At 64.9% G+C, this 17,103-nt stretch carries 23 protein-coding genes and 9 pseudogenes; 7 read left to right on the top strand and 25 right to left on the bottom strand.

What is annotated here, in order from left to right; translation table 11 throughout:
• Positions 1–92: 92 nt before the first annotated feature.
• Both DPM13_RS26415 and DPM13_RS26410 read right to left on the bottom strand, forming a co-directional pair.
• Entirely contained in the window at positions 93–1,067 is a 975-nt protein-coding gene (locus DPM13_RS26415) for a type IV secretory system conjugative DNA transfer family protein (protein WP_397245338.1), read from the bottom strand.
• Positions 1,068–1,090: 23 nt separating this feature from the next.
• Positions 1,091–1,390 (bottom strand): type IV secretory system conjugative DNA transfer family protein, encoded by a 300-nt coding sequence (locus DPM13_RS26410; RefSeq protein ID WP_397245335.1) that lies wholly within the window; start codon positions 1,388–1,390, stop codon positions 1,091–1,093.
• A gap of 5 nt (positions 1,391–1,395) precedes the next feature.
• On the opposite strand from DPM13_RS26410, the gene DPM13_RS26405 reads away from it, so the two are divergent.
• Entirely contained in the window at positions 1,396–1,665 is a 270-nt protein-coding gene (locus DPM13_RS26405; protein WP_397245332.1) for a hypothetical protein, read from the top strand.
• Between the two features lie 167 nt (positions 1,666–1,832).
• Here the strand turns inward: DPM13_RS26405 and DPM13_RS20310 are convergent, their stop codons facing one another.
• The 3 genes from DPM13_RS20310 to DPM13_RS01180 form a co-directional block, all read right to left on the bottom strand.
• Positions 1,833–1,976, bottom strand: a complete 144-nt coding sequence (locus DPM13_RS20310) for a hypothetical protein (RefSeq protein WP_189654981.1) — start codon at positions 1,974–1,976, stop codon at positions 1,833–1,835.
• A gap of 401 nt (positions 1,977–2,377) precedes the next feature.
• Complete coding sequence (locus DPM13_RS24640) at positions 2,378–2,602, bottom strand: DUF3363 domain-containing protein (RefSeq protein WP_189654796.1); 225 nt, start codon at positions 2,600–2,602, stop codon at positions 2,378–2,380.
• Between the two features lie 186 nt (positions 2,603–2,788).
• Positions 2,789–3,175, bottom strand: a complete 387-nt coding sequence (locus DPM13_RS01180; protein WP_112887288.1) for a relaxase/mobilization nuclease domain-containing protein — start codon at positions 3,173–3,175, stop codon at positions 2,789–2,791.
• Positions 3,176–3,523: 348 nt separating this feature from the next.
• On the opposite strand from DPM13_RS01180, the gene DPM13_RS01175 reads away from it, so the two are divergent.
• Entirely contained in the window at positions 3,524–3,973 is a 450-nt protein-coding gene (locus DPM13_RS01175) for a UxaA family hydrolase (RefSeq protein WP_112888668.1), read from the top strand.
• A 98-nt stretch (positions 3,974–4,071) separates the two neighbouring features.
• Here the strand turns inward: DPM13_RS01175 and DPM13_RS01170 are convergent.
• The 4 genes and pseudogenes from DPM13_RS01170 to DPM13_RS24635 form a co-directional block, all read right to left on the bottom strand.
• Positions 4,072–4,428: pseudogene (locus DPM13_RS01170) on the bottom strand (lytic transglycosylase domain-containing protein); the annotation flags it as partial.
• Positions 4,429–4,843: 415 nt separating this feature from the next.
• Positions 4,844–5,363: pseudogene (locus tag DPM13_RS01165) on the bottom strand (S26 family signal peptidase).
• A gap of 165 nt (positions 5,364–5,528) precedes the next feature.
• Positions 5,529–5,903: pseudogene (locus DPM13_RS01160) on the bottom strand (DUF2840 domain-containing protein); the annotation flags it as partial.
• A gap of 328 nt (positions 5,904–6,231) precedes the next feature.
• Positions 6,232–6,360, bottom strand: a complete 129-nt coding sequence (locus tag DPM13_RS24635) for a hypothetical protein (protein WP_262983227.1) — start codon at positions 6,358–6,360, stop codon at positions 6,232–6,234.
• On the opposite strand from DPM13_RS24635, the gene DPM13_RS20300 reads away from it, so the two are divergent.
• Complete coding sequence (locus DPM13_RS20300) at positions 6,360–6,680, top strand: hypothetical protein (RefSeq protein WP_189654980.1); 321 nt, start codon at positions 6,360–6,362, stop codon at positions 6,678–6,680. The two genes, DPM13_RS24635 and DPM13_RS20300, sit on opposite strands and share 1 nt — an antisense overlap.
• Positions 6,681–6,798: 118 nt before the next feature.
• On the opposite strand, the pseudogene DPM13_RS01150 reads toward DPM13_RS20300, so the two are convergent.
• The 3 genes and pseudogenes from DPM13_RS01150 to DPM13_RS01130 form a co-directional block, all read right to left on the bottom strand.
• Positions 6,799–6,963 (bottom strand): annotated as a pseudogene (locus tag DPM13_RS01150) (acyl-CoA dehydrogenase family protein); the annotation flags it as partial.
• Positions 6,964–6,992: 29 nt separating this feature from the next.
• The gene (locus DPM13_RS19540; protein WP_145963294.1) at positions 6,993–7,511 is read right to left on the bottom strand and encodes a hypothetical protein; all 519 of its coding nucleotides are present in this window, start codon (positions 7,509–7,511) and stop codon (positions 6,993–6,995) included.
• A 680-nt stretch (positions 7,512–8,191) separates the two neighbouring features.
• A complete protein-coding gene (locus DPM13_RS01130; protein ID WP_223252268.1) occupies positions 8,192–8,494 on the bottom strand; it encodes a replication initiator protein A in 303 nt (100 codons plus the stop codon).
• Between the two features lie 622 nt (positions 8,495–9,116).
• Between DPM13_RS01130 and DPM13_RS20295 the strand changes: the two genes are divergently transcribed.
• Positions 9,117–9,281 carry a hypothetical protein gene (locus DPM13_RS20295; RefSeq protein WP_189654795.1) on the top strand — a complete coding sequence of 55 codons (165 nt, stop codon included), beginning with the start codon at positions 9,117–9,119 and terminating at the stop codon, positions 9,279–9,281.
• Positions 9,282–9,377: 96 nt separating this feature from the next.
• Here the strand turns inward: DPM13_RS20295 and DPM13_RS01115 are convergent.
• From DPM13_RS01115 to DPM13_RS01100, 4 genes and pseudogenes are all read right to left on the bottom strand, one after another.
• Positions 9,378–9,563: pseudogene (locus DPM13_RS01115) on the bottom strand (ABC transporter substrate-binding protein); the annotation flags it as partial.
• Positions 9,564–9,745: 182 nt separating this feature from the next.
• The gene (locus tag DPM13_RS01110; protein WP_223252267.1) at positions 9,746–9,979 is read right to left on the bottom strand and encodes a transketolase family protein; all 234 of its coding nucleotides are present in this window, start codon (positions 9,977–9,979) and stop codon (positions 9,746–9,748) included.
• Between the two features lie 18 nt (positions 9,980–9,997).
• Positions 9,998–10,195 (bottom strand): hypothetical protein, encoded by a 198-nt coding sequence (locus DPM13_RS01105; protein ID WP_189654794.1) that lies wholly within the window; start codon positions 10,193–10,195, stop codon positions 9,998–10,000.
• A gap of 505 nt (positions 10,196–10,700) precedes the next feature.
• Positions 10,701–11,030 (bottom strand): hypothetical protein, encoded by a 330-nt coding sequence (locus tag DPM13_RS01100; RefSeq protein WP_112887285.1) that lies wholly within the window; start codon positions 11,028–11,030, stop codon positions 10,701–10,703.
• Between the two features lie 825 nt (positions 11,031–11,855).
• Here DPM13_RS01100 and DPM13_RS01090 point away from each other — a divergent pair.
• Positions 11,856–11,951, top strand: a pseudogene (locus DPM13_RS01090) (DeoR/GlpR transcriptional regulator); the annotation flags it as partial.
• A 136-nt stretch (positions 11,952–12,087) separates the two neighbouring features.
• Here the strand turns inward: DPM13_RS01090 and DPM13_RS24630 are convergent.
• The 4 genes and pseudogenes from DPM13_RS24630 to DPM13_RS01070 form a co-directional block, all read right to left on the bottom strand.
• On the bottom strand, positions 12,088–12,210 hold the full coding sequence (locus DPM13_RS24630; protein ID WP_262983226.1) for a recombinase family protein: 123 nt from the start codon (positions 12,208–12,210) through the stop codon (positions 12,088–12,090).
• Between the two features lie 482 nt (positions 12,211–12,692).
• Positions 12,693–12,827: pseudogene (locus DPM13_RS26400) on the bottom strand (aminomethyl transferase family protein); the annotation flags it as partial.
• Between the two features lie 274 nt (positions 12,828–13,101).
• Positions 13,102–13,289 (bottom strand): annotated as a pseudogene (locus DPM13_RS01075) (IS66 family transposase zinc-finger binding domain-containing protein); the annotation flags it as partial.
• Positions 13,290–13,811: 522 nt separating this feature from the next.
• Positions 13,812–14,024 carry a hypothetical protein gene (locus DPM13_RS01070; RefSeq protein WP_112887283.1) on the bottom strand — a complete coding sequence of 71 codons (213 nt, stop codon included), beginning with the start codon at positions 14,022–14,024 and terminating at the stop codon, positions 13,812–13,814.
• Positions 14,025–14,471: 447 nt separating this feature from the next.
• Here DPM13_RS01070 and DPM13_RS01060 point away from each other — a divergent pair.
• A pseudogene (locus DPM13_RS01060) lies at positions 14,472–14,599 on the top strand (IS256 family transposase); the annotation flags it as partial.
• On the opposite strand, the gene DPM13_RS20285 reads toward DPM13_RS01060, so the two are convergent.
• From DPM13_RS20285 to DPM13_RS20280, 3 genes are all read right to left on the bottom strand, one after another.
• Complete coding sequence (locus DPM13_RS20285; protein ID WP_189654979.1) at positions 14,592–14,753, bottom strand: hypothetical protein; 162 nt, start codon at positions 14,751–14,753, stop codon at positions 14,592–14,594. The pseudogene DPM13_RS01060 and the gene DPM13_RS20285 sit on opposite strands and share 8 nt — an antisense overlap.
• A gap of 162 nt (positions 14,754–14,915) precedes the next feature.
• On the bottom strand, positions 14,916–15,245 hold the full coding sequence (locus DPM13_RS01055) for a hypothetical protein (RefSeq protein WP_112887281.1): 330 nt from the start codon (positions 15,243–15,245) through the stop codon (positions 14,916–14,918).
• 278 nt (positions 15,246–15,523) lie between these two features.
• Complete coding sequence (locus DPM13_RS20280; protein ID WP_189654792.1) at positions 15,524–15,667, bottom strand: hypothetical protein; 144 nt, start codon at positions 15,665–15,667, stop codon at positions 15,524–15,526.
• A gap of 515 nt (positions 15,668–16,182) precedes the next feature.
• Here DPM13_RS20280 and DPM13_RS24625 point away from each other — a divergent pair.
• Entirely contained in the window at positions 16,183–16,314 is a 132-nt protein-coding gene (locus DPM13_RS24625; RefSeq protein ID WP_262983225.1) for a hypothetical protein, read from the top strand.
• Between the two features lie 91 nt (positions 16,315–16,405).
• Here DPM13_RS24625 and DPM13_RS20275 read toward each other — a convergent pair whose 3' ends face one another.
• Both DPM13_RS20275 and DPM13_RS26395 read right to left on the bottom strand, forming a co-directional pair.
• Positions 16,406–16,675, bottom strand: coding sequence for a hypothetical protein (locus tag DPM13_RS20275; protein ID WP_189654978.1), 270 nt, complete (start codon positions 16,673–16,675; stop codon positions 16,406–16,408).
• Positions 16,567–16,947 carry an McrC family protein gene (locus tag DPM13_RS26395; RefSeq protein ID WP_223252265.1) on the bottom strand — a complete coding sequence of 127 codons (381 nt, stop codon included), beginning with the start codon at positions 16,945–16,947 and terminating at the stop codon, positions 16,567–16,569. The genes DPM13_RS20275 and DPM13_RS26395 overlap by 109 nt, the downstream gene beginning before the upstream one ends.
• Between the last annotated feature and the right edge of the window lie 156 nt (positions 16,948–17,103).

Raw genomic sequence — 17,103 nt, 5'->3', positions numbered from 1 at the left:
TTGTTCTTCTCCACCGGCTTCACCCGGCTGATTCTGGCTGCAAGCGGCGTTCGGATTCGGTCGAATCCTCGTCATCCGTCGTGGGGCTGTCCTCATCCACGGCGGCTTCCGGCCGCGCCGGGAGCGGAAGCGGGTCCAGTCGTCGGGCTGGGCGCCAGCGGAGCGGCGACCAGATCGGGCGGAGTCAGGATGCGTTCCTGAAACCGCGCGTCCTCGAAATAGCGGGCCTTGGTCGCGCGGATCGGTGGCGTGCCCGCCACCATGACGATTTCATCGGTGGGCGGAAGCTGCATGATTTCGCCCGGCGTGAGCAGCGGCCGGGCAGTCTCCTGCCGTGACACCATCAAGTGACCTAACCACGGGGCCAATCTGTGCCCGGCGTAGTTGGTGGAGTCGCGCAGCTCGGTCGCGGTGCCGAGTGCGTCGCTCACCCGCTTGGCCGTCCTTTCGTCGTTCGTGGCGAAGCTGACGCGGACGTGGCAGTTGTCGAGGATCGCGTTGTTCGGGCCATAGGCGCGCTCGATCTGGTTGAGGCTCTGCGCGATCAGGAAGCCTTTGATTCCGTAGCCCGCCATGAAGGCCAAGGCGGACTCGAAAAAATCCAGACGACCGAGCGCCGGAAACTCGTCCAGCATCAACAGCAGCCGATGGCGCTTGGCCGAAGTGGTCAGTTCCTCCGTCAACCGCCTGCCGATCTGGTTGAGGATCAGGCGGATGAGCGGCTTGGTGCGGTTGATGTCGGATGGCGGCACGACCAGATAGAGCGTGACGGGCTGGCGGCTGCCGACAAGATCGGCTATGCGCCAGCTGGCGCGCGTGACCACGGCCACGACCGGATCGCGGTAGAGACCGAGAAACGACATGGCGGTGCTCAATACGCCCGACCGTTCATTCTCGGATTTGTTGCGAAGCTCCCGCGCGGCGCTGCGATGACGGGGGCGGCCAGCGTCTCCGGATGCGGCGATTTCCATCATGGCGCCAGGGTGGAATCCACCGGGCGGCTGCAGTTCGGAGAGGAATCGGGCCACGCCGGCGAGGGTCTTGTCGGGCTCCGCATAGAGTGACATGCAGGATGGCGCCGACCAGGAAGCTACTGGCTGGTTTTCTCTGCGTCGAAGGGATGCGCTTCGGGGTCGACGAGCAGGTCGGCGATGTTCTGGACGTCGCGCACCTCCCATTCCCCGCGCCGGACCTCCAGCAGCGGGTTGTAGGCGGCCGAGGCCGCGTTGGTCGGATCGAGCAGGAGGACCCGGCCGTGTCGCGCCCGGAATCCGGCAGTGAGCTGCCAGTTCTCGCCCTTGATGTCGTGGACGATGGCCGAGCCGGGCCATGTCAGCAGCGTCGGCACCACCAGCCCGACGCCTTTGCCCTGCGCGTCGGGGCGAAGCATAGGACATGCTCGGGGCCATCATGGCGCAGATAGTCCCGGTCGTATCGGCCGAGCACGACACCATCGGGATCGAGCAGGCCGGCCGCAGTTCATCTCGGGCTTCTTCCATCGGCAGCCGAGCCGATTTGTCGCGACGATCTCGCCTCGCGCGCGCGCAACTCAGCCGAGGGCGCCGCGATGGCGATGATGCGTCCGAGGCCGCGATGATCGCGACGTTGGCAGATCGGCGGCGCATGCTTCTTGTACATGCCCCACATGAAGAGGCCGGCGGATAATGATCGGCCAGCCGGCCAACTCGAACCATGGCGCTCCAAGCTGGGGCCGGTAGCCGAGGCGGAAGGCAACCCATTGCGTCGCAGCCCAAGTCATCACCAGAACGATGGTGAAGACTACGGCTTTTCTTTCCCCTGAGGATGTTGGTGTTTTTTGGGGTTGATTCCTTTCAGATAGGGCAGGCCGAGGCCGGTGCGCCCAGCCCAATCGAGAACTCGCCCTGGGCGAAGTTCACGACATTGGCCGAACGGATCAGCAGCACGAAGCCGAGGGCGACCAGGGCATGAGCTGGATGCCGATCCCTCGTGATCATGGCGAAGCGGCCTGAGGCGAGCGCCGAAGCGCTGTCGAGACCCGGCCGCATAGGTGCGCTCGGCAGCAAGGACGGTGCGGTTTGCCGCGAGCTCGGTTCGGCGATCCGCCGAGTTCGCGCCTGCGCAGCGTCTTCAATTGCCGGCGATCGAAGTCGACGCGCCGCCTTGCCGCTCCGCGAACTTCATGATCGGGATCTGGATGCCTTCTTCATAGACCGACTTGCCGTCGGCGCCGAAGCCGCGTCCGGGACCCGGCTCGCGGGGATGGCCTGGCGGTCGCGCAAGGTCGCGCCCGAGGCCCCCAACTGCGCACCATCAAGATCCGCGCGCCAGCGAGCCGAGGTCAATGCTCTCTCGAATTACATGGTCGAGATTTTGCCGATCAAGACCGGGCGGGCTGTCACCCATGTAGAAATGCGCTGGTGGTGGATGGTCCGTCGATGCGATCGACGACGGCATAGGCCGTGCCCTTGAACTCGTCGCAAGTCCGCGCTCGTCCGTGCGTGCCGTTGACGGAACGCGTGCTTTCGCCGGCGATACCTAGCGGCCGAGCTGCGTCGATGCCGCGCGCGATCAGGGCACGGTGCATGCGCTTGATGATGTCGCCGCGCTCGCCGATCCGCAAGACCGTCTCGGCCTGGGCACGAGGGACCCTGCGAATGGCCGATCTGGCTGGCGACACCGCGGATTCGAGGGTGCGCAGCCGCCCGACGCAGGCAGGAACCGAACTGTACGCGAGTGTAGCCGCCGGATTTTCCCGCATTGCGGATGTCGCCCGTGAGCTGGTCCAGCGTCCGCCTCGATCTGCGCCTCAGCGCACGGTGAATGTCGAGATCGGCTGCGCGGTCCGCCGCTCCTGGGTGATGAGATCGCGCGCCCGGTCCCGATCCCCTCCGTTGTTCTGGCCCGAGCTGATCGCGAGGTCCTGCCCATCGTCGCGAACACCGCGCACGATCAGATGCACATGGGGATGGCCGGTGTTGTAGTGGTTGACGGCCACCCAATCGAGTTTCGTGCCGAGGTCGGCTTCCACCTGCTTCATGAAATCGCGGGTATAGGCCGTGAGGTCCGACAGCTCCGCGCCGTCCTCGGGCGAGACGATGAATCTGAATTGATGGCGGTCGTCCTTGCCGCGATCAAGGAAGGCGTCGCCATCGGCGCGGTCCTCGGTCGCCGAACAGCCGTGCCTTCTCGCCATCTCGGGTCACGCCGTCACGGCGGATATCGGATGCCATCCGACCGGCGCTGACCATCCAAGCTGCGCGCCACGCGCGCCTTGAAGACAGCGCCGCGTGTGCGGTTTCTGATCAGACATGCCTGGACGCTGGCGCGCTGGCCGCGCCCGAAGCGGGAGCGATTGCCGGATGTCACGCGGCCGGATCGAGCGCGCCACCGCCGGCCTTCTTCGCGGCGGCGAGCGCCGCGCGAATGTCGTCGCCGCCGATCTGACCGATCCGGCCGAGCATTACGACGCCCGGCGGTCGCTTTGCACCGCAGCGGCGGATGTCACCGATCCCGCGCAAGTCCAGGCGCTGGCCATTCAGGAATGGATGTCGCAGGCGCACGGTGCGCGCGGCGTCATGTGCGTGAAGGCCGCAGCCATGCCCCAAATTACCCGCCGACCGAGCCGCACCGTGCGCGCTGCGACCTGCCATCTTCCGGCCGGGGCCTGCCGCCACCCCCCGCGCCCTCCATGACACGCCAGCGGTCGACAGGATGCGAAACCGGGCGGGGCAGCGTCTTTGGATCGAAGCCCGTGCCCACGGTCAAGCTGGCGACGAACAGCCCCATGTATCGCCACATGGCCGATGACATGGACATCAATTGCGGCACGATCCTGGACGGCGAGGCGTGGGGACGGGTGACGCCGGACGAAGCGATGCGCCGTTGGCCCGTCCCTGAAGATCTTCTCGACTCGCGGCAACCAGCGGTGGAAGAACGCGGCGCAGCCGACCGGTCGCTCGCCGAGCAGGACAGTGACAGCGCGGCGACGTAGGCGCGTGTCTCGGCCGGAAGCGGATGAGCCGTCGCGCGGTGCTCGTAATAGCGGCCGGGGCCGGCGTTATAGGCCGCCAGCATCGCGCCGACATTGCCGTAGCGGTCGAACATCTCGCGCAGATAGGCCGTGCCTGCGAGGATGTTGTCGCGCGGGTCGTAGGGATCGCGGCCGAGGCCATGGCGCACGCGCAGGCCCGCCCATGTGTCGGGCATCACCTGCATCAATCCCATCGCCCCGGCCGAGGAAACCGCGCGCACGTCGCCCGCGCTTTCGGCGCGCAGCACGGCGCGAATCCAGTGCTCGGGGATGCCGAAACGCTGCGATGCCTCGGCGATGTGCGCCGCATAGGTATGGGCGGCGGCCGGGCGCTCGACCGGCCGCGGATTGCGCGACGGCAACGTGGTGATGTGAAATGAACAGGCCGGAAAAAGCGCGGGTGCTGCGAGGCCCATGAGAATGGCCAGGGCGGCCAAACGTGTCTTGACGGTCTTCATTGTAGTCCTCTCTGCTGGTTATTCGCCGTGAAGGCTGTTGTTGAGCTGGGAATCCTGCAGGGGCCTAAGCGCGGGCGCGGATCGGCGCAGGGCGAGGTAGAGGATGCCATAGGCGACCGCGCCGGCGCGTTCCCCGGAATGCGTCCAGCCGCGCCGACTTCCGGCGCATCGTCGCCGCAGGCGATGGGATGGCGGGGCATTCCCCCTCCTGCGCAGGGCTCCTCGCCCCATCATGATGGCCGATATGTTAAGCGCAGAACCCCGTCCGGAATAGCCGGACGGGGATTGATGATATCGCAATCAGTCGGTTCTGAACGACCTTTCAGGCGTTGGATGACAGGACTAAATGCCTTCTGAGCATCGAGGGACCGCCTCACCGCATCGGCGCGCGCCAGGCCAAGCGGCCATCGCCGTCCTCGTCGGTCACCAGCGGGACCGCTCGGCCGATCACCGCCGAAGTGCGGGGGTGAGCCGAAGTAGCGGCCGTCGAGGCTGTCGCGGACTTCCCAATTCATGAGGAAAAGCTGGTCGTCGGCGATGACGCGGCAGCCCTGCCAGACGGGCAGATCGCGGCCGAGGCTGTCGCGCTCCAGCGCCTCGCCCATCTCGATCCCGTTCACCGTGATCGTGCGGCCGGTGCGGCAAACCCGCTGTCCCGGTAGCCCCAAGACGCGCTTCAACAGCGGGACGCCGCGCGCGATATAGCCGCGCTCGGCCATGAAGGCGGCGAGCGGTTCGGGCGGCATGACGGCGACCAGCTCGGGCACGTCGAGCGCGTCGGCCGGCTCGACAGTGTAGAAGCCGATGGGTGCGCTGGCCGTAGCGTTCCAGATGAGGTTCGCGCGGCCAACGACCGGCGATGGCGAACGCCGCGTGGCCGCCGCCGTCACCATCGCCGTCGACGCGTCATGGGGCGAGCTCAAGGCGCTGAGCTCATGGCTGATGGCGCTTGGCGGTATAAGGCGCGGCGCTCCGCCGCGTTCATCCAGAGAGGGACGATGCCGCCATTGCTCGGGATCGGCGTCGGCCGGATCGAGGCCGAGCGATTCCACTGCGTCGATGGCGGCAAGCGCACGCTGCACCTTGGGCCAACCGTCGAGACGTAACAGGATTTCGCCGCCGGGTCGGACGAAGGGTAATGTCTGGAACGACTCGCCCCGGCCGATGGCCCGCACAATGTCGATGCGGGAAACGACCGTGCCATAGACGCCGCTCGCCCATCGGACGAAGGCGAACACCGAGCCGGGCCGAAAGCAACGACGCGCGGAGGCGGTCCATGATCTGCGTTCACGCTCTTGGCCGAACCTGATCCAATGCTCGATGCGGCGTTTCTCGAAAGTCAGCTCGACCAATGTGGTGAGAGCGCCACAGGCCCGTCCGGCAGCGGACGGCCTCCCCTTGTAGGTTGCCAGACTCGCGCGCAAGCAGGTCACGCAGCATGCCGCGGCGGTGGAGCCGCGCTTCCGATCGCGGCGATCTTGATCCCGCCCGTGAAGCCGTCGCGATGTCGAAGCTGCCGGGCGAGGTCCGCTGCAGCGCCATCGCGCGCTGGCCGTCCATCGCCAGCCTGATCAGCCATCAGATCGGCTGGGCGCAGGATGCCGCCTTCTGGCCGGCGGTGCGGCGTGGCTGTTGCGGATGCCGGCCAGCACGGTGGCGATGTGGGCGCGGGCGGTCGGCCGTCGGCGTCAGGTCTCGCGCTGGGATAGCCCAGCTGATCGCCGAGAGGCTTCCCCGGCTGCGCCGGAACCGGCGTACCAGTCACGACAGCCCCTCGGCCCGCACCCGCGCCGTCACTTCAGGGCGGATGTTCTTGGCATGGAAATGCGCGACCCGGGACGCGTGGCGCGCCAGCACCGCCGCGGGGTCGCCGCCGCCGACAGGGTGCAATGGCCGGCGTCGATCGGGACGATTTGCGTGCGCGCCTTGGCTGCCCGGGCGGCCGGTGCGTCCGGTGTGGCCTGGAAAACGCAGCAATGTGCAGGGGGCATCGAGATGTTCTGGACGGCCGTCATCATCCCGACGAAGCTGACCAGTTCGATGCCGGTGCCGTCGCTTTCAGGACGTCGGTGGATTGTCCCTTCACCTCTCCTTCGGCGTCAATGATCGGCGTCAATGAAGCCCCAAGGAGACTGATTGAAAATTCCGACCGTGACTTTGCCTGTTTCTTTGGCGCGCGCCAGCGCATCTTGCGCGGAAGCAGCTTGTGACATTCAGCGAGTTGTCGCCATAGGCCGGAATCGCGAGGCCAGAATCGTTAATGCGGTAAGGATTCCCGCGTAACTTCATTATTGTTGCTCCCTTTTCCCGAGAGAATCATGGTGAGCGCTCGATGAAGGCCTCGGCGATGGGGAATTGCACGCCCTGGTTCTGGCCGATGGGGCGGCCGAAGACGACGCGCTCGCCCACGTATTGCGTCACCCGGTCGATGAACCAATAGCCGTCGCCGATGCATTCGGCGGCGATCAGGGTGCGTTCGGCGTTCAGCCCGGTCGAGCCGAAACGGTCGACGAGTTGGGAGACTATGAGCTGCGGGCCTTCGTGCGGGGCGGCCAGCATTTCGGCCTGCAGTTCAGCGTCGATGGGCGTCGGCGATCACCGGGACGCACAGGTCGGCGGCGAGCAGCGCGGAGCGCATGAGGCTGGCGCACGCGGCGGTCCGCGATGACGACGTGATCGACATCGCGGGCGATCTCCGGTGCCTCGCGGGCAGCACCCCGTGCGAGGCCGACGCCGAAAAGGCGATGCAGCGCCCCGCGTCCCCTGCTCTGACCAGCCGAGCGCGCGAGCCCTGCGGGTCGGCATCCAGAATGCGGCGCGCTGTTCCTGCCCAGCGCCAGTTCTCCCGGCGAGATGCAGCGCCAGCGTGGCTTGCCGACACCGGCCTTCTGGTTCAGGCGTGCGATGATCACGGGCTCGACCCCAAGCGTCTGATGCAGGCCGGTGTCCTGGAGCTTCGGACAAAGCAAAATGTTGTCCTGTTGGACGACGACGATGATTTTGGCGATGTCACCATCGGTGCGATGACCCGACGAGGCCAAGCTGAGGCTTCTGGCGGGACGAGGAAGGCCGCTCGATCGCGGAGATCGCCCGGCTCTTCAAGGTTAGCCAGCAGACGGTGCGGCGGACGTGAAGGCTGTTCCGTATAGCGCGGCTTGCCTAAAACCGAAGGATGGTGACAGGGTGGAAGACAATGGCCGAAGGCCGAACAGGTACGGCCCTCCTGGTTCGCGCCCTGGCCGGTGTCGGCTCGAAGCCGAGCCTATTCGCCCGTCGAGTCTCGGCTTCCAGAAAGAGCCGGTAGCCCGGCAAGGGCTGGCGTCGGATGATGTCGCGCAATCAAGGCGACGCGTTTGCATGGCGAAGGCTGCCGGACTTCTGATGGAGGTGGCGGAAGTCGAAGCGCCAACCCTCACGTTCGCGGTCCACACGCTCCGTCGGAAAGGGGATGATCGCCTTTGACCACTCCGGTCACGGCCGCCATCCGTCTTCGGCGATACGCCGAGCAGGCGCGCAGCATCGGTTAGATTGAGCCACGGTCTCGATACCATCGGGAGCCGGGCGGAAGACCGGGATCTTGTGATGCGAGCGGAGGGACGTGACCCGCTCGCGTGTCCAGCGGTTGCCATGGCCTGTCAGCAGGCCGTTTCGGTTGAGAATGCCGGCAATCAGACGCTGGTGTCGCGAGCGACGTGCCGCGCCCGACATAGGTGAGGTTTCGTCAGGCGTGGCGGCCATCAGCGGGACGTCCGAAGCCCGGTATCACGGGCTTCGCGATCTGGCTGGCGGCCCAGATCAGGATGTCCGCATCCCAGATCGTCGCCATGCCATGATCGGGGACCGCCTCGACCCGGATCGCACATTGCCGGCGGCGAAGTCGATGGGCGCGACACGTTTTGCTTGCCGAGGGCGCCGCAGGGATAGGCCGGAGATCTTGCGCGTGACGGGCGCGAAGTCGCCGGGGACGCCCGAACAGGATCGGGGGCAGCGCGCTTTCCGAAGGGCCGGGCGCCTCGGTCGCCATGCTGTCGGCCAGGGCATCCAGCGCGGCCAGCGCCTGCGGGCCGGTCGGTATCCCGGCCGCTTGCGGAACAGATAGCGAAAGGCCCCGGGTCGGAGGTGGAGGTTACCGCACCGCGCTCGATCCAGGCGTCGAGATCGTCGATGGCATAGACAACCCGGCCGCCGAGCTTGCGATAGGCAGGGCCGGTCCGTTGGTGCGGTGTTTTTCGAGCGTCCGGGCCGAAAGGCTGAGAAAATCCGCAGCCTCCTTGGTGCGCAGGAAGCGCGGTGGAAATCCAGCGCGCCTATGTCCAGGCATCGCTGGTCGACCGTAGGGCGCTGGACGGATACCGGCGGGACAACGACGCGCTGATGGCGGCAGCGACCCTGCGGCGAGTTGCACCCGAAGTCGATGGGCATCATCGCCCACCAGCCCCAGAAGCCTTTGTGCCGGTGGACCAAGAGGCAGGAACTTTCAAAATGCGACCGCGACCATGGTGGGCTGCTCGCTGCGCCATTCAGTCTTGGGGAAGGCTTCGTAAGAGGCGATATCGGCACCGGAGCGTGTGGGGATTACCTCGAACATTCTGCCTGCGTTGGCGCCCGAACTGTGTCCGTCGAGGCCCGACGCTCGTGGAGCCTTGATGCGCTGCTGCCGGTGCTTTACCGGCGTTTCGACCGGGGACTTTCAGGAAGCGCTGAGGCGCGCGGACGGAACGCCGAACGGCTTCGACCCGGTCGAAGCCGTCCAAGCCGAGCAGCAGGATGGCAGGGCGATGCTGACGACGCTGGCCGTGCAGCGAGGATAGGCGCTGGCGCAGGAGGCGGTGTAGTCCTCATCCGTCAGGTTGGTTAGCGAGCTGCGCCCGCAGCTCACGGTAGCTGCGAGACCATTTGCTCGTCATTCCGAAGGCGGCGTTGTCGCCGGCGACGTAAAGGTCCTCGATCCCTTCCTGCGACAGGCCGCGGTCCACGACGGTCACGAACTTGCCGGCGTCCTTCACGGCCTTTACGGGCGCGGTCAGCGGTTCGGATTCAAAGGGCAGCACGACCAGCGCGTCGATGTCGCGCGTGGCCATCATATGCCGCAGAGCGATTGCGAAGCGAGATCGGATGCGTCGCCCCATCCTGATGCTCCGAGTGGCCGAAGAACGCCAGGTAGATGCGTTGGGTTCATGTCAAACTTGCCGTTGGGCAATTCGGCCAAGTTGAAATAGGCCGACTTGTAGGTTGTTCCCAACTGCGGGATCTGCTTGGTGCGTGCCGCGCATCGCTATGACGTTCGGTGCTGACTTTGCGGCCAGCTCTCAAGCGCGCGCATCGTGGTCAGCCCCGATGAGATCACCAGCACGTCGGTGCCGTCGCGGATGACCTTCGCCTTGCCCAGTTCGAACCGATAGCCGTATTCCTCAAGCACCACGGGCACGCGGCCGCGCAGCAGGCGCATATAGACCGGACCGTCATGCACCAGCATCGCCGGCACCGCCTGTTCGATAAGAAATGTCATGCTCGTCCTTGTTCCACATCAATCAAGACCCTTCACGATACGGATCACGTATTTGTTAACCATCTTCGGCTTGATGATAGCTTTTGGTACGCGGCGACGCTCCATGATGGAGCGCAACCGACTGAGAAATCGAGGGTCCTCGACGTTCGACGGGGAGACGTTCTTCTCAACAAGACGGACGGAGGGTGGCTCAAACGCAAGCATCGTCTCGAACACCTCATTGGCCCGGTTTGCTAGTTCCAGTTTTAGGCTGTCTTCGTCAGGCTTGTTCCCCCACCGCGTCATGTATTCGGGCGGAGCCTCCGTCCATCTTGGAAGGAACTCAGCAACGAAACTCCCACCGAGACCTGCAGCACTCCAGAACTACGACTATAATAGTCGCTCTGCCTTCAAATTCCACCGAAGTTCGGTGGAATCGTCCGTGATCGTCCTCGCAGTTTGGCGGGATAGGCAGCCGGCGGATCGGCCAGCTGCTCCAGCGTATCGGCGCGCAATATGGCGACGCCGCGCTCTTCGAAGGTGGGATTGGGAGGCAGCAGGAAAGCCCGACCCGGCCCTTCCCAGATAGCGCGGTCGAAGACGACAAAGGACGACAGCCCTTCTTCTTCGGGGGATGTTTGAAGGAGGGGGGTTGCCGTTCTCCTTCATGGGAGACGCGGTGATGGGGGGCAGAGCCCCTATCTCAGCGCCCGGTCGATCCGGCCGCGGCTGAGATACGAGATCAATACGCTTGACGCGCTATTGCTGCTGGTCCCGCGAAGGGTCGGCCGGTATCCGGTACCCAGACAAATTGATCGCCGTCCCACGAAACTTCCGGCAGCGCCACGTGTTCAAACCGGACGGCCTCCAGCCCGGTCGTCGTGACCGCCGATGCTTTTCCCGCCAGCACCGCATCCAGGATGCTCCCCGAAGTCAGAGCGTGCCCGCTTTTGCCCCCGAGCGCGTCCTCCTTGTCGTCTTTGCAACCGATGTTTTTTGAGCCGGCGATAACGTCGTCATCCTCGTCGTAGCCGCCGATGCGAACACCGGGCTGCACCCGGAGATCGAGCAAGTTCCTTGAAGCGGCATCGCGGATAACCTCCAGCGCTTCGCGCTCTCGCCGATGGCGATAGACCTCGGCATCGGCGTCAACAATTACGCGTATGTCGAGATGCTCCAGCTCGTCGAACCGTGCGGCAAGCGCATCGGCGACGGCACGAGGGGTCAGGGATCGGCAGCGAGCCAGCGGCGGCGAGCGGGGGAGCCATGTTCGGTCATGCCCTGGGTCGCGCTAGGAGCCCATTGGGTGGACCGTGAAGCCTTGACAGCTCGCCCGGCTGGTCTTTGAAGCGCGAACACCCCGACGGCGGGCGCTACCGCGCAATATATGGTGCAGCGCGGTGGGGCGGGGGGTAGGGGTTTCGCGTGGGTGAGGTGGGGGAGTTTGAGTGGGCGGGGCTTTGCCCTGCCCTTTATGGGGTGCGTTTGAGATGGTGCGGCTGCCGCCTTTCGGGAGCACCTGCCGACCGTCGATATCGGTCGGTGGCTGGCGAACGGAAATGCCGAGCGCTTCAACGGCTGGATCGGAGAGGTCGGTATCGGTATCGGGCGGGATTTCAGGGCCATGCCGGGTCTCATGGCGGATCTGACCTCCTATGCCCGCGCCATCTGGGGGATCGCATAATGGCTGTCGGCGACAATATCCTGTTCCTGGGCCGATGATCTTTGCCACACGATGGGCCCAAGTCATCGGACAGATGCTTGTCCACGACACGGCCGACGATGCGGCGTCTCGGGCCTTGCACGTCATGGATGCAATGGGCTCGTGGGATCCGCCGAAGTCCTGTTGACAATGATCGAAGATGCGAGAGAGTGGCGAACAGGGAAGGGGGAATCCATGCTGGAAACGGAACGCCATCGCATCATCCTGTCGGCCGTCCAGGACCGGCCCGTGGTCACGGTCGCGGACCTTTGCGCCCTGACCGGCAAGTCTTGACATGGCCGTTGAGCGGCAGGAAGCAGCTTTTCATGGAGGGACTGCGAAAAGCGAGTGTCGCACCTTGTAGTAGTTCTTGCGCACCCTGGGTCTGATGCGGCCAAGCTTTCTTGAGAGCTTGAGGAAATGGAGATCAGACATTTGTTTCGCCTTTCTTGGACCGGCGATTGAACCGATGTTCGCCGATATAGGTGCGGCGGGTCAGGACGCGGTGAAGCTGGCCGATGCCCCAACGTCCGCCGCTTCGGGTGAACATGCGGTTCCTGTTGAGGTAGCTGACGATGTTCTTGACGCGGCTGCAAATGTGGGACCGCGGTCCTTGAGTTCCGAGTGGCCGGTGCATGATGCGGTCAGGGCGGGCGCCGGGCGTCGGGCCCCGACCAGGGGGCTGATCCTTATTCAGCGCAACGCCAAAGGGGAGGTTTGGAGGGGTCTCCCCTCCATGGGTAGGGAGTCGGTAAGGGCGGGGCGTAGCCGTTGGGCGTGTGCATCGGGTAGTCATAGTTCACTGTGTGTGTGTATCGTTTCTTTCTCTGTGTTCATTCGGGTAGCTTGCGTTTTAACGCATCATAAGTGTGTCTTCATAGTCTGTGTCGCCGCTGGCGAGGTGCCGATTCATGCGGAAGATGTCGGAGCGCCGGGACGTCGCAGACGCATGGGTTCCGGTGGTGAACGTGCGCGACCGAGACGGGCGCGACCATGGTCAGCTGGAAGCCCGGCCGCTGGCGCCGCCGTGGCCACCATGAAGGCGTTGGGGCCGGTGCGATAGATCACGCAGTCGTCGATGAACTTGCCGGCGTCGTTCAGCATGCAGGCATAGACCGAGCGGCCGGGCATCAGCTTTTCCAGGTTGCGCGTGGTCGCGCGCTCGATCGATGACATGGTGAGCGGAGGCGGCCGCGATCAGGACCTTCAGGCCCGACTGTCGCCAAATTGCGGGAGCATCCGCCGATGCCGCGAAGCGGGTGATGCGATGCGCGAATTCCTTGCTGCGGACCCATATCTTTGACGAGGCCACGCGCAGCTTCTGCGACTATCTGCGCGAGACCTCGGGGCGCGACGTGGCGCTGATCTGCGAGGAGCGGGCCGGGCCGGTCGGCGTCGGCAAGGGCCGCCGATGTTGCCGGCGACCGATGACGGTGTTCTGCATTGAACTTCTCGCGGACGGTTTGCACGGACCTTCCACTGCCGCGGGATCACCTCCAGCGTCTCGGTGATGTCCTCGCCCATCTTCACGATGCGCGCCGAACCACAGCAAGTGCAGGAAGTCGGCGCCTTAACCACGACGCGCTCGCGCGGCAGATGGTCCGGAGCAGCCGGCTTGCGGGTGCGAAAGCCGCAACCGCTTTGGGGATCATCAGTCTGCGGGATGGTTCCTGCGCATAGCCAGGCGGGGACGCGATCGGACCGGCATCCGCCGGGCAAGTTCGGGTATGGTTTCGGTAACCCTTGCCCTGCACGATCCCCCTGATCTGGCCCACGCGGGGCGCCAGGTCCCGCTCTTCCGCTGGAAGGCCGGGTCGTTCGGGACGCGAAGGATTGGCTGTCGGGCCTGGGGCGCGGGATCGGCATGGCATCACCTGCATCAATGCACGATCGGTCCGGCAGTATTGCGGCAAGGATAAACGCGATGGCAGCGTGTTCACGACAAGGTATTCGAAGGATGCGGGTGGCATCATGCACGGCGTCAGCGTCGATATCGACGGATGGCGGAATTCCGTGCCGGGCATAGCAGATCGAGAAGTGCGGCAGGGTGACCGCATCGCGGGCTCTCCTCATTGGGTTAGCAGGCCAATTCCGGAGCCCGGTGATCCAGCCGTCGGGTTCCATGAGCCTGCGGGATCGCGCGCTGCCGGCTCAGCGCGAGAACACCGACTCGCCGAGCGCGTTCAGATTGATGATGGCCGAGACGCCGATGACCAGGCCGCCCACGCCGCCCAGAAGGTTGCGCGCGAGGGTCGAGTCTATGGCGGCATCGTGGCCGCGCTGACCACCTCGATCCCCGAGTACCAGGGCACCGGCCGGAACTGGGATTACCGCGATGATGGCGAAGAACAGAGTTCTTGGCAAGGCGCTGGACCGCGATCACCAAGACGATGGCCCAGCAGGGCCGCACCGGCGACGCCCAGCAGGATGCCGGCCTCGGGCGGCCACCACGCGACTTGCGCGTCGGTAGGCCGACATGGAGGGAAAAGGCAGTTCGGTATTCCAGAAGTGCAGTTACAAAGGTTGATTCTCAACTGCAGACCCTTTATGCGCAGCTTTTTGTTTTACGAACGGTTGAGGATCGCGGCCTAGATGATGTAATTCCGAGAATAGCGTCTGCGGTCATATCTGTGCTATCATCTTCCCGCGCTTTCTGGTCTCGGAGGCGCTGTTGCGCAAATCATCTGGCGGCCGCAGCTCCCCTTTCGCCGGACACACTTATCCCATTGCCGCAGTGACCGGGATGCCGAGGGCCGTGAAGCGATTCATGACCGGTGCCGGGGAAGCGAGATGCGCGAAGCGGCGCAACAGCTGGTCGGTCTCAAGTCTCGCGGCCTTGCCGTGCCGCCCGAACGGGCCGTTGGCGATGGTGCCTTGGGCTTTTGGAAGGCCATGGATGAGATCTTCCCCAGCACATCAACGGTGTTGGTTTCACAAGACCATCTCCCGATGCTCCAGGGCCGCCACGACACCCCAGATCAGCCGGCGGTCGTTGAAACCGGCGCGCCGGCACGGCCACCTTGGGCCGGCAGGCAGCATCACCTCGGTCTCGGCGCGGCGTTTCGCGGCAAGGAAGTCGCGGCTGTCGATCATCGGGCGGTCAGGTTGCGATGGCTGGCCATCGAGCCGCTGCGCGGCCGCCAGGCGCTGCCGGGTGGTGTTGAAAGCCTCGGCGGCGAGATCGGGAGGTCCATGCTGATGCCCGTTGATGAGGGTCTGTACCTCTGCACGTGCGGCGTTCGAGTTCGACCGACTTCACCTCGCTGCCGTCCTGTTCCCTCTGATGTGCGATGCGCTTCCGTCGCGGATGCGCCGGATTTGCAAAGCCTCGACCTCGCAGGGCTGAATGACGCGATTTGCATCAAAGGTGAATGCCACATCCCCAAAGCCGACTTTCTCCAGGTCGCGACGAGGGCGGCATGCAAGCACCGTTCCCAGAACCTGCTCGCCGATCATGACCTCCAGCATGATCGGCTGTTCGGGGAAGGACTTGTCCCGGGCCCAACCTTCAATCCTGCCGTCATGTCGGACCAGGTCGATAGCAGGTCGATGGCCGGCTGTGCTTGCGGATGTTGTAGTCGTCATCGGGAGCGTCCTTTGTCTGGATACCGGCCAATCGCGGTCTTCAGCAGGCTGTCGACGCGCACGGGCGGGACGGGTTGGCAGCCCTCGCGCACTCCGCGAGGGCCTCGATGCCGGGTTCGGACTATGTTGACTTTCGCCGTCAAAGGTCTGGGCTCGTCTTGCGCGTACGCCAAAAGCCGATAAGCGGCCATTGCCTTGCTGACATGCCAATCTTGGCACAGCGCGTCGGCCTCCCGTAACACTGCCTCGGCCTGTCGGACGAATCTGCGCTGTTCGAATCAATGCTTGATCCGGCAACAGAAGTTCGGCCGCGCCTCCAGGCGTATTTCCGGCAGCCCGAAACGGGCGGTTTCATCCGCGATGACCGCCTGGCCTGGCTGGGCCGCCGCGCAGCGCATCGGCGCCACGGCGTCGCAGCTCATGGATGAAGTCGGGCTGACGGCGCGCGCGTGCCGGCTCGATCCCGAAGATCGCTCGGGAGGCGTGGCGCGCTTGCGCCTCCCCGCCGGATCGCATCGCGCAGGACATAGAGCCGGCCCGTGACGGCCGGCACAGGATCGCCGCGCAGGATTGGAGCGACGGCAACATCGGCATGTGGGGAACGAACCTGATGTCGGCTACAGCACGGTGTCTGCCCTCGCCGAGCTACGAGTCCTAGCAGAGATCTTTGATCTTTAGCAGGTTTGCTAAGGGCCTTGCCCTCGCGCCAGCAAGGTAAGTGGAACCGTCCGGGGCGGTATCCCCAGCCTTCCGCATCCCGAGGGGCTTGTGGCCGGGTGATCGGTGACCCCGGCGACCATGCCGGCAAGATCTCGGCCCGGCGAATGCATCGGCATGTAATGGCGACGGAGATGGTCCTGACGGGACGGGCTATGAATGCGGCTGAAGCCCAGGCCGCGCAGGCGATCTCGCAAGCGCGCCGGGATGGGGCTGCGCCATGGCGCAAGAGGGGCCGGGCGCGACCGGCGGGACACCAATCGTGATGTTGGGCGACGGCACCTACATGATGATGAATTCCGATATCTATTCGGCGAGCGATGAATCGGCGCGCTTCCTCACACGTGCTTGAAGTCGTCGAGGAAAAGCGCTGGCTCAGATTGTTTTCTGGCTCTTCATATCCCCAGATGAATGACGTGGGTTGTCCGCCGCGCCCTTGCAGCTCAGCCCGCGGTGAACGTGAGAATAAGTGGAATATGGCGTGCCTTGATGCCGTCTCCACGATTTTCGAGTGAGATGGACTGTTCGCCACTCAAGGAGGCACGACCGCCTCGGCCTCGCCGCCGCCCGAGCGGTATCGCGAGTTCGGTGTCCTGGGGACGGGTCAGCACATGCTGGGCCCCGACAACGGCGCGCAGCGCATCAAGGAAGGCGGGGGCGGGCGAAAACCTTCCCGGATCGGCAGGGCCAGTCCCATCGACCGGAACGAACATGCGAGCTTCCATGTGGAAGATTTCCTGGCAGAGGCCCCAGGTAGATGAGCGCTAGTCGCTTGCAACGGTAGCGACGGAGCGTTCATCTGATACGCATCCTCGCTCGAGACGCCCGAGTTCGGTTCGGCGAGATCGAGGCGCTTCCATTTTGCATCGAAGATGGCGACGCACTCGTCTCCGCTCTGAATGGTGATGTCGGGGCGCAGCTGGAAGCCCGCCGTCGCGAGGTTCTTCACAGGGCTCTGAAGTCCGACAGAAGGCGAGTGGATCATTGGGCAACCGCTTCCAGATCGGCAGCAACAACCCGTGCCATACGCAGTATGTGGAAAACCCGGCAGCTTGGCAATGCGGCGACCCAGAACATCCGCCGCGAGAGCCGGTCGGCCTCGACAGTCGACGGGCGCACGCAGCACTACGAATGGGAATAC

Source organism: Paracoccus mutanolyticus, assembly GCF_003285265.1.
GTDB lineage: Bacteria > Pseudomonadota > Alphaproteobacteria > Rhodobacterales > Rhodobacteraceae > Paracoccus > Paracoccus yeei.
This window is presented reverse-complemented; position numbering and strand designations above follow the sequence as displayed.

Bases quoted from the DNA above. Each gene is read 5' to 3' on its own strand.
- DPM13_RS24630 (WP_262983226.1), bottom strand. From the start codon at position 12,210: ATGTTCACCCGAAGCGGCGGACGTTGGGGCATCGGCCAGCTTCACCGC.
- DPM13_RS26415 (WP_397245338.1), bottom strand. From the start codon at position 1,067: ATGTCACTCTATGCGGAGCCCGACAAGACCCTCGCCGGCGTGGCCCGA.
- DPM13_RS26405 (WP_397245332.1), top strand. From the start codon at position 1,396: ATGCTCGGGGCCATCATGGCGCAGATAGTCCCGGTCGTATCGGCCGAG.
- DPM13_RS20280 (WP_189654792.1), bottom strand. From the start codon at position 15,667: ATGAGCTGCGACGCCGTGGCGCCGATGCGCTGCGCGGCGGCCCAGCCA.
- DPM13_RS26395 (WP_223252265.1), bottom strand. From the start codon at position 16,947: ATGATCCACTCGCCTTCTGTCGGACTTCAGAGCCCTGTGAAGAACCTC.
- DPM13_RS01180 (WP_112887288.1), bottom strand. From the start codon at position 3,175: ATGGCGAGAAGGCACGGCTGTTCGGCGACCGAGGACCGCGCCGATGGC.
- DPM13_RS01175 (WP_112888668.1), top strand. From the start codon at position 3,524: ATGGATGTCGCAGGCGCACGGTGCGCGCGGCGTCATGTGCGTGAAGGC.
- DPM13_RS24625 (WP_262983225.1), top strand. From the start codon at position 16,183: ATGGCGCAAGAGGGGCCGGGCGCGACCGGCGGGACACCAATCGTGATG.
- DPM13_RS20300 (WP_189654980.1), top strand. From the start codon at position 6,360: ATGGCCGGCGTCGATCGGGACGATTTGCGTGCGCGCCTTGGCTGCCCG.
- DPM13_RS26410 (WP_397245335.1), bottom strand. From the start codon at position 1,390: ATGCTTCGCCCCGACGCGCAGGGCAAAGGCGTCGGGCTGGTGGTGCCG.
- DPM13_RS20275 (WP_189654978.1), bottom strand. From the start codon at position 16,675: ATGTTCGTTCCGGTCGATGGGACTGGCCCTGCCGATCCGGGAAGGTTT.
- DPM13_RS01130 (WP_223252268.1), bottom strand. From the start codon at position 8,494: ATGGCGACCGAGGCGCCCGGCCCTTCGGAAAGCGCGCTGCCCCCGATC.
- DPM13_RS01055 (WP_112887281.1), bottom strand. From the start codon at position 15,245: ATGACGACTACAACATCCGCAAGCACAGCCGGCCATCGACCTGCTATC.
- DPM13_RS20310 (WP_189654981.1), bottom strand. From the start codon at position 1,976: ATGATCACGAGGGATCGGCATCCAGCTCATGCCCTGGTCGCCCTCGGC.
- DPM13_RS20285 (WP_189654979.1), bottom strand. From the start codon at position 14,753: ATGATCGACAGCCGCGACTTCCTTGCCGCGAAACGCCGCGCCGAGACC.
- DPM13_RS01110 (WP_223252267.1), bottom strand. From the start codon at position 9,979: ATGACATTTCTTATCGAACAGGCGGTGCCGGCGATGCTGGTGCATGAC.
- DPM13_RS20295 (WP_189654795.1), top strand. From the start codon at position 9,117: ATGCGCTGCTGCCGGTGCTTTACCGGCGTTTCGACCGGGGACTTTCAG.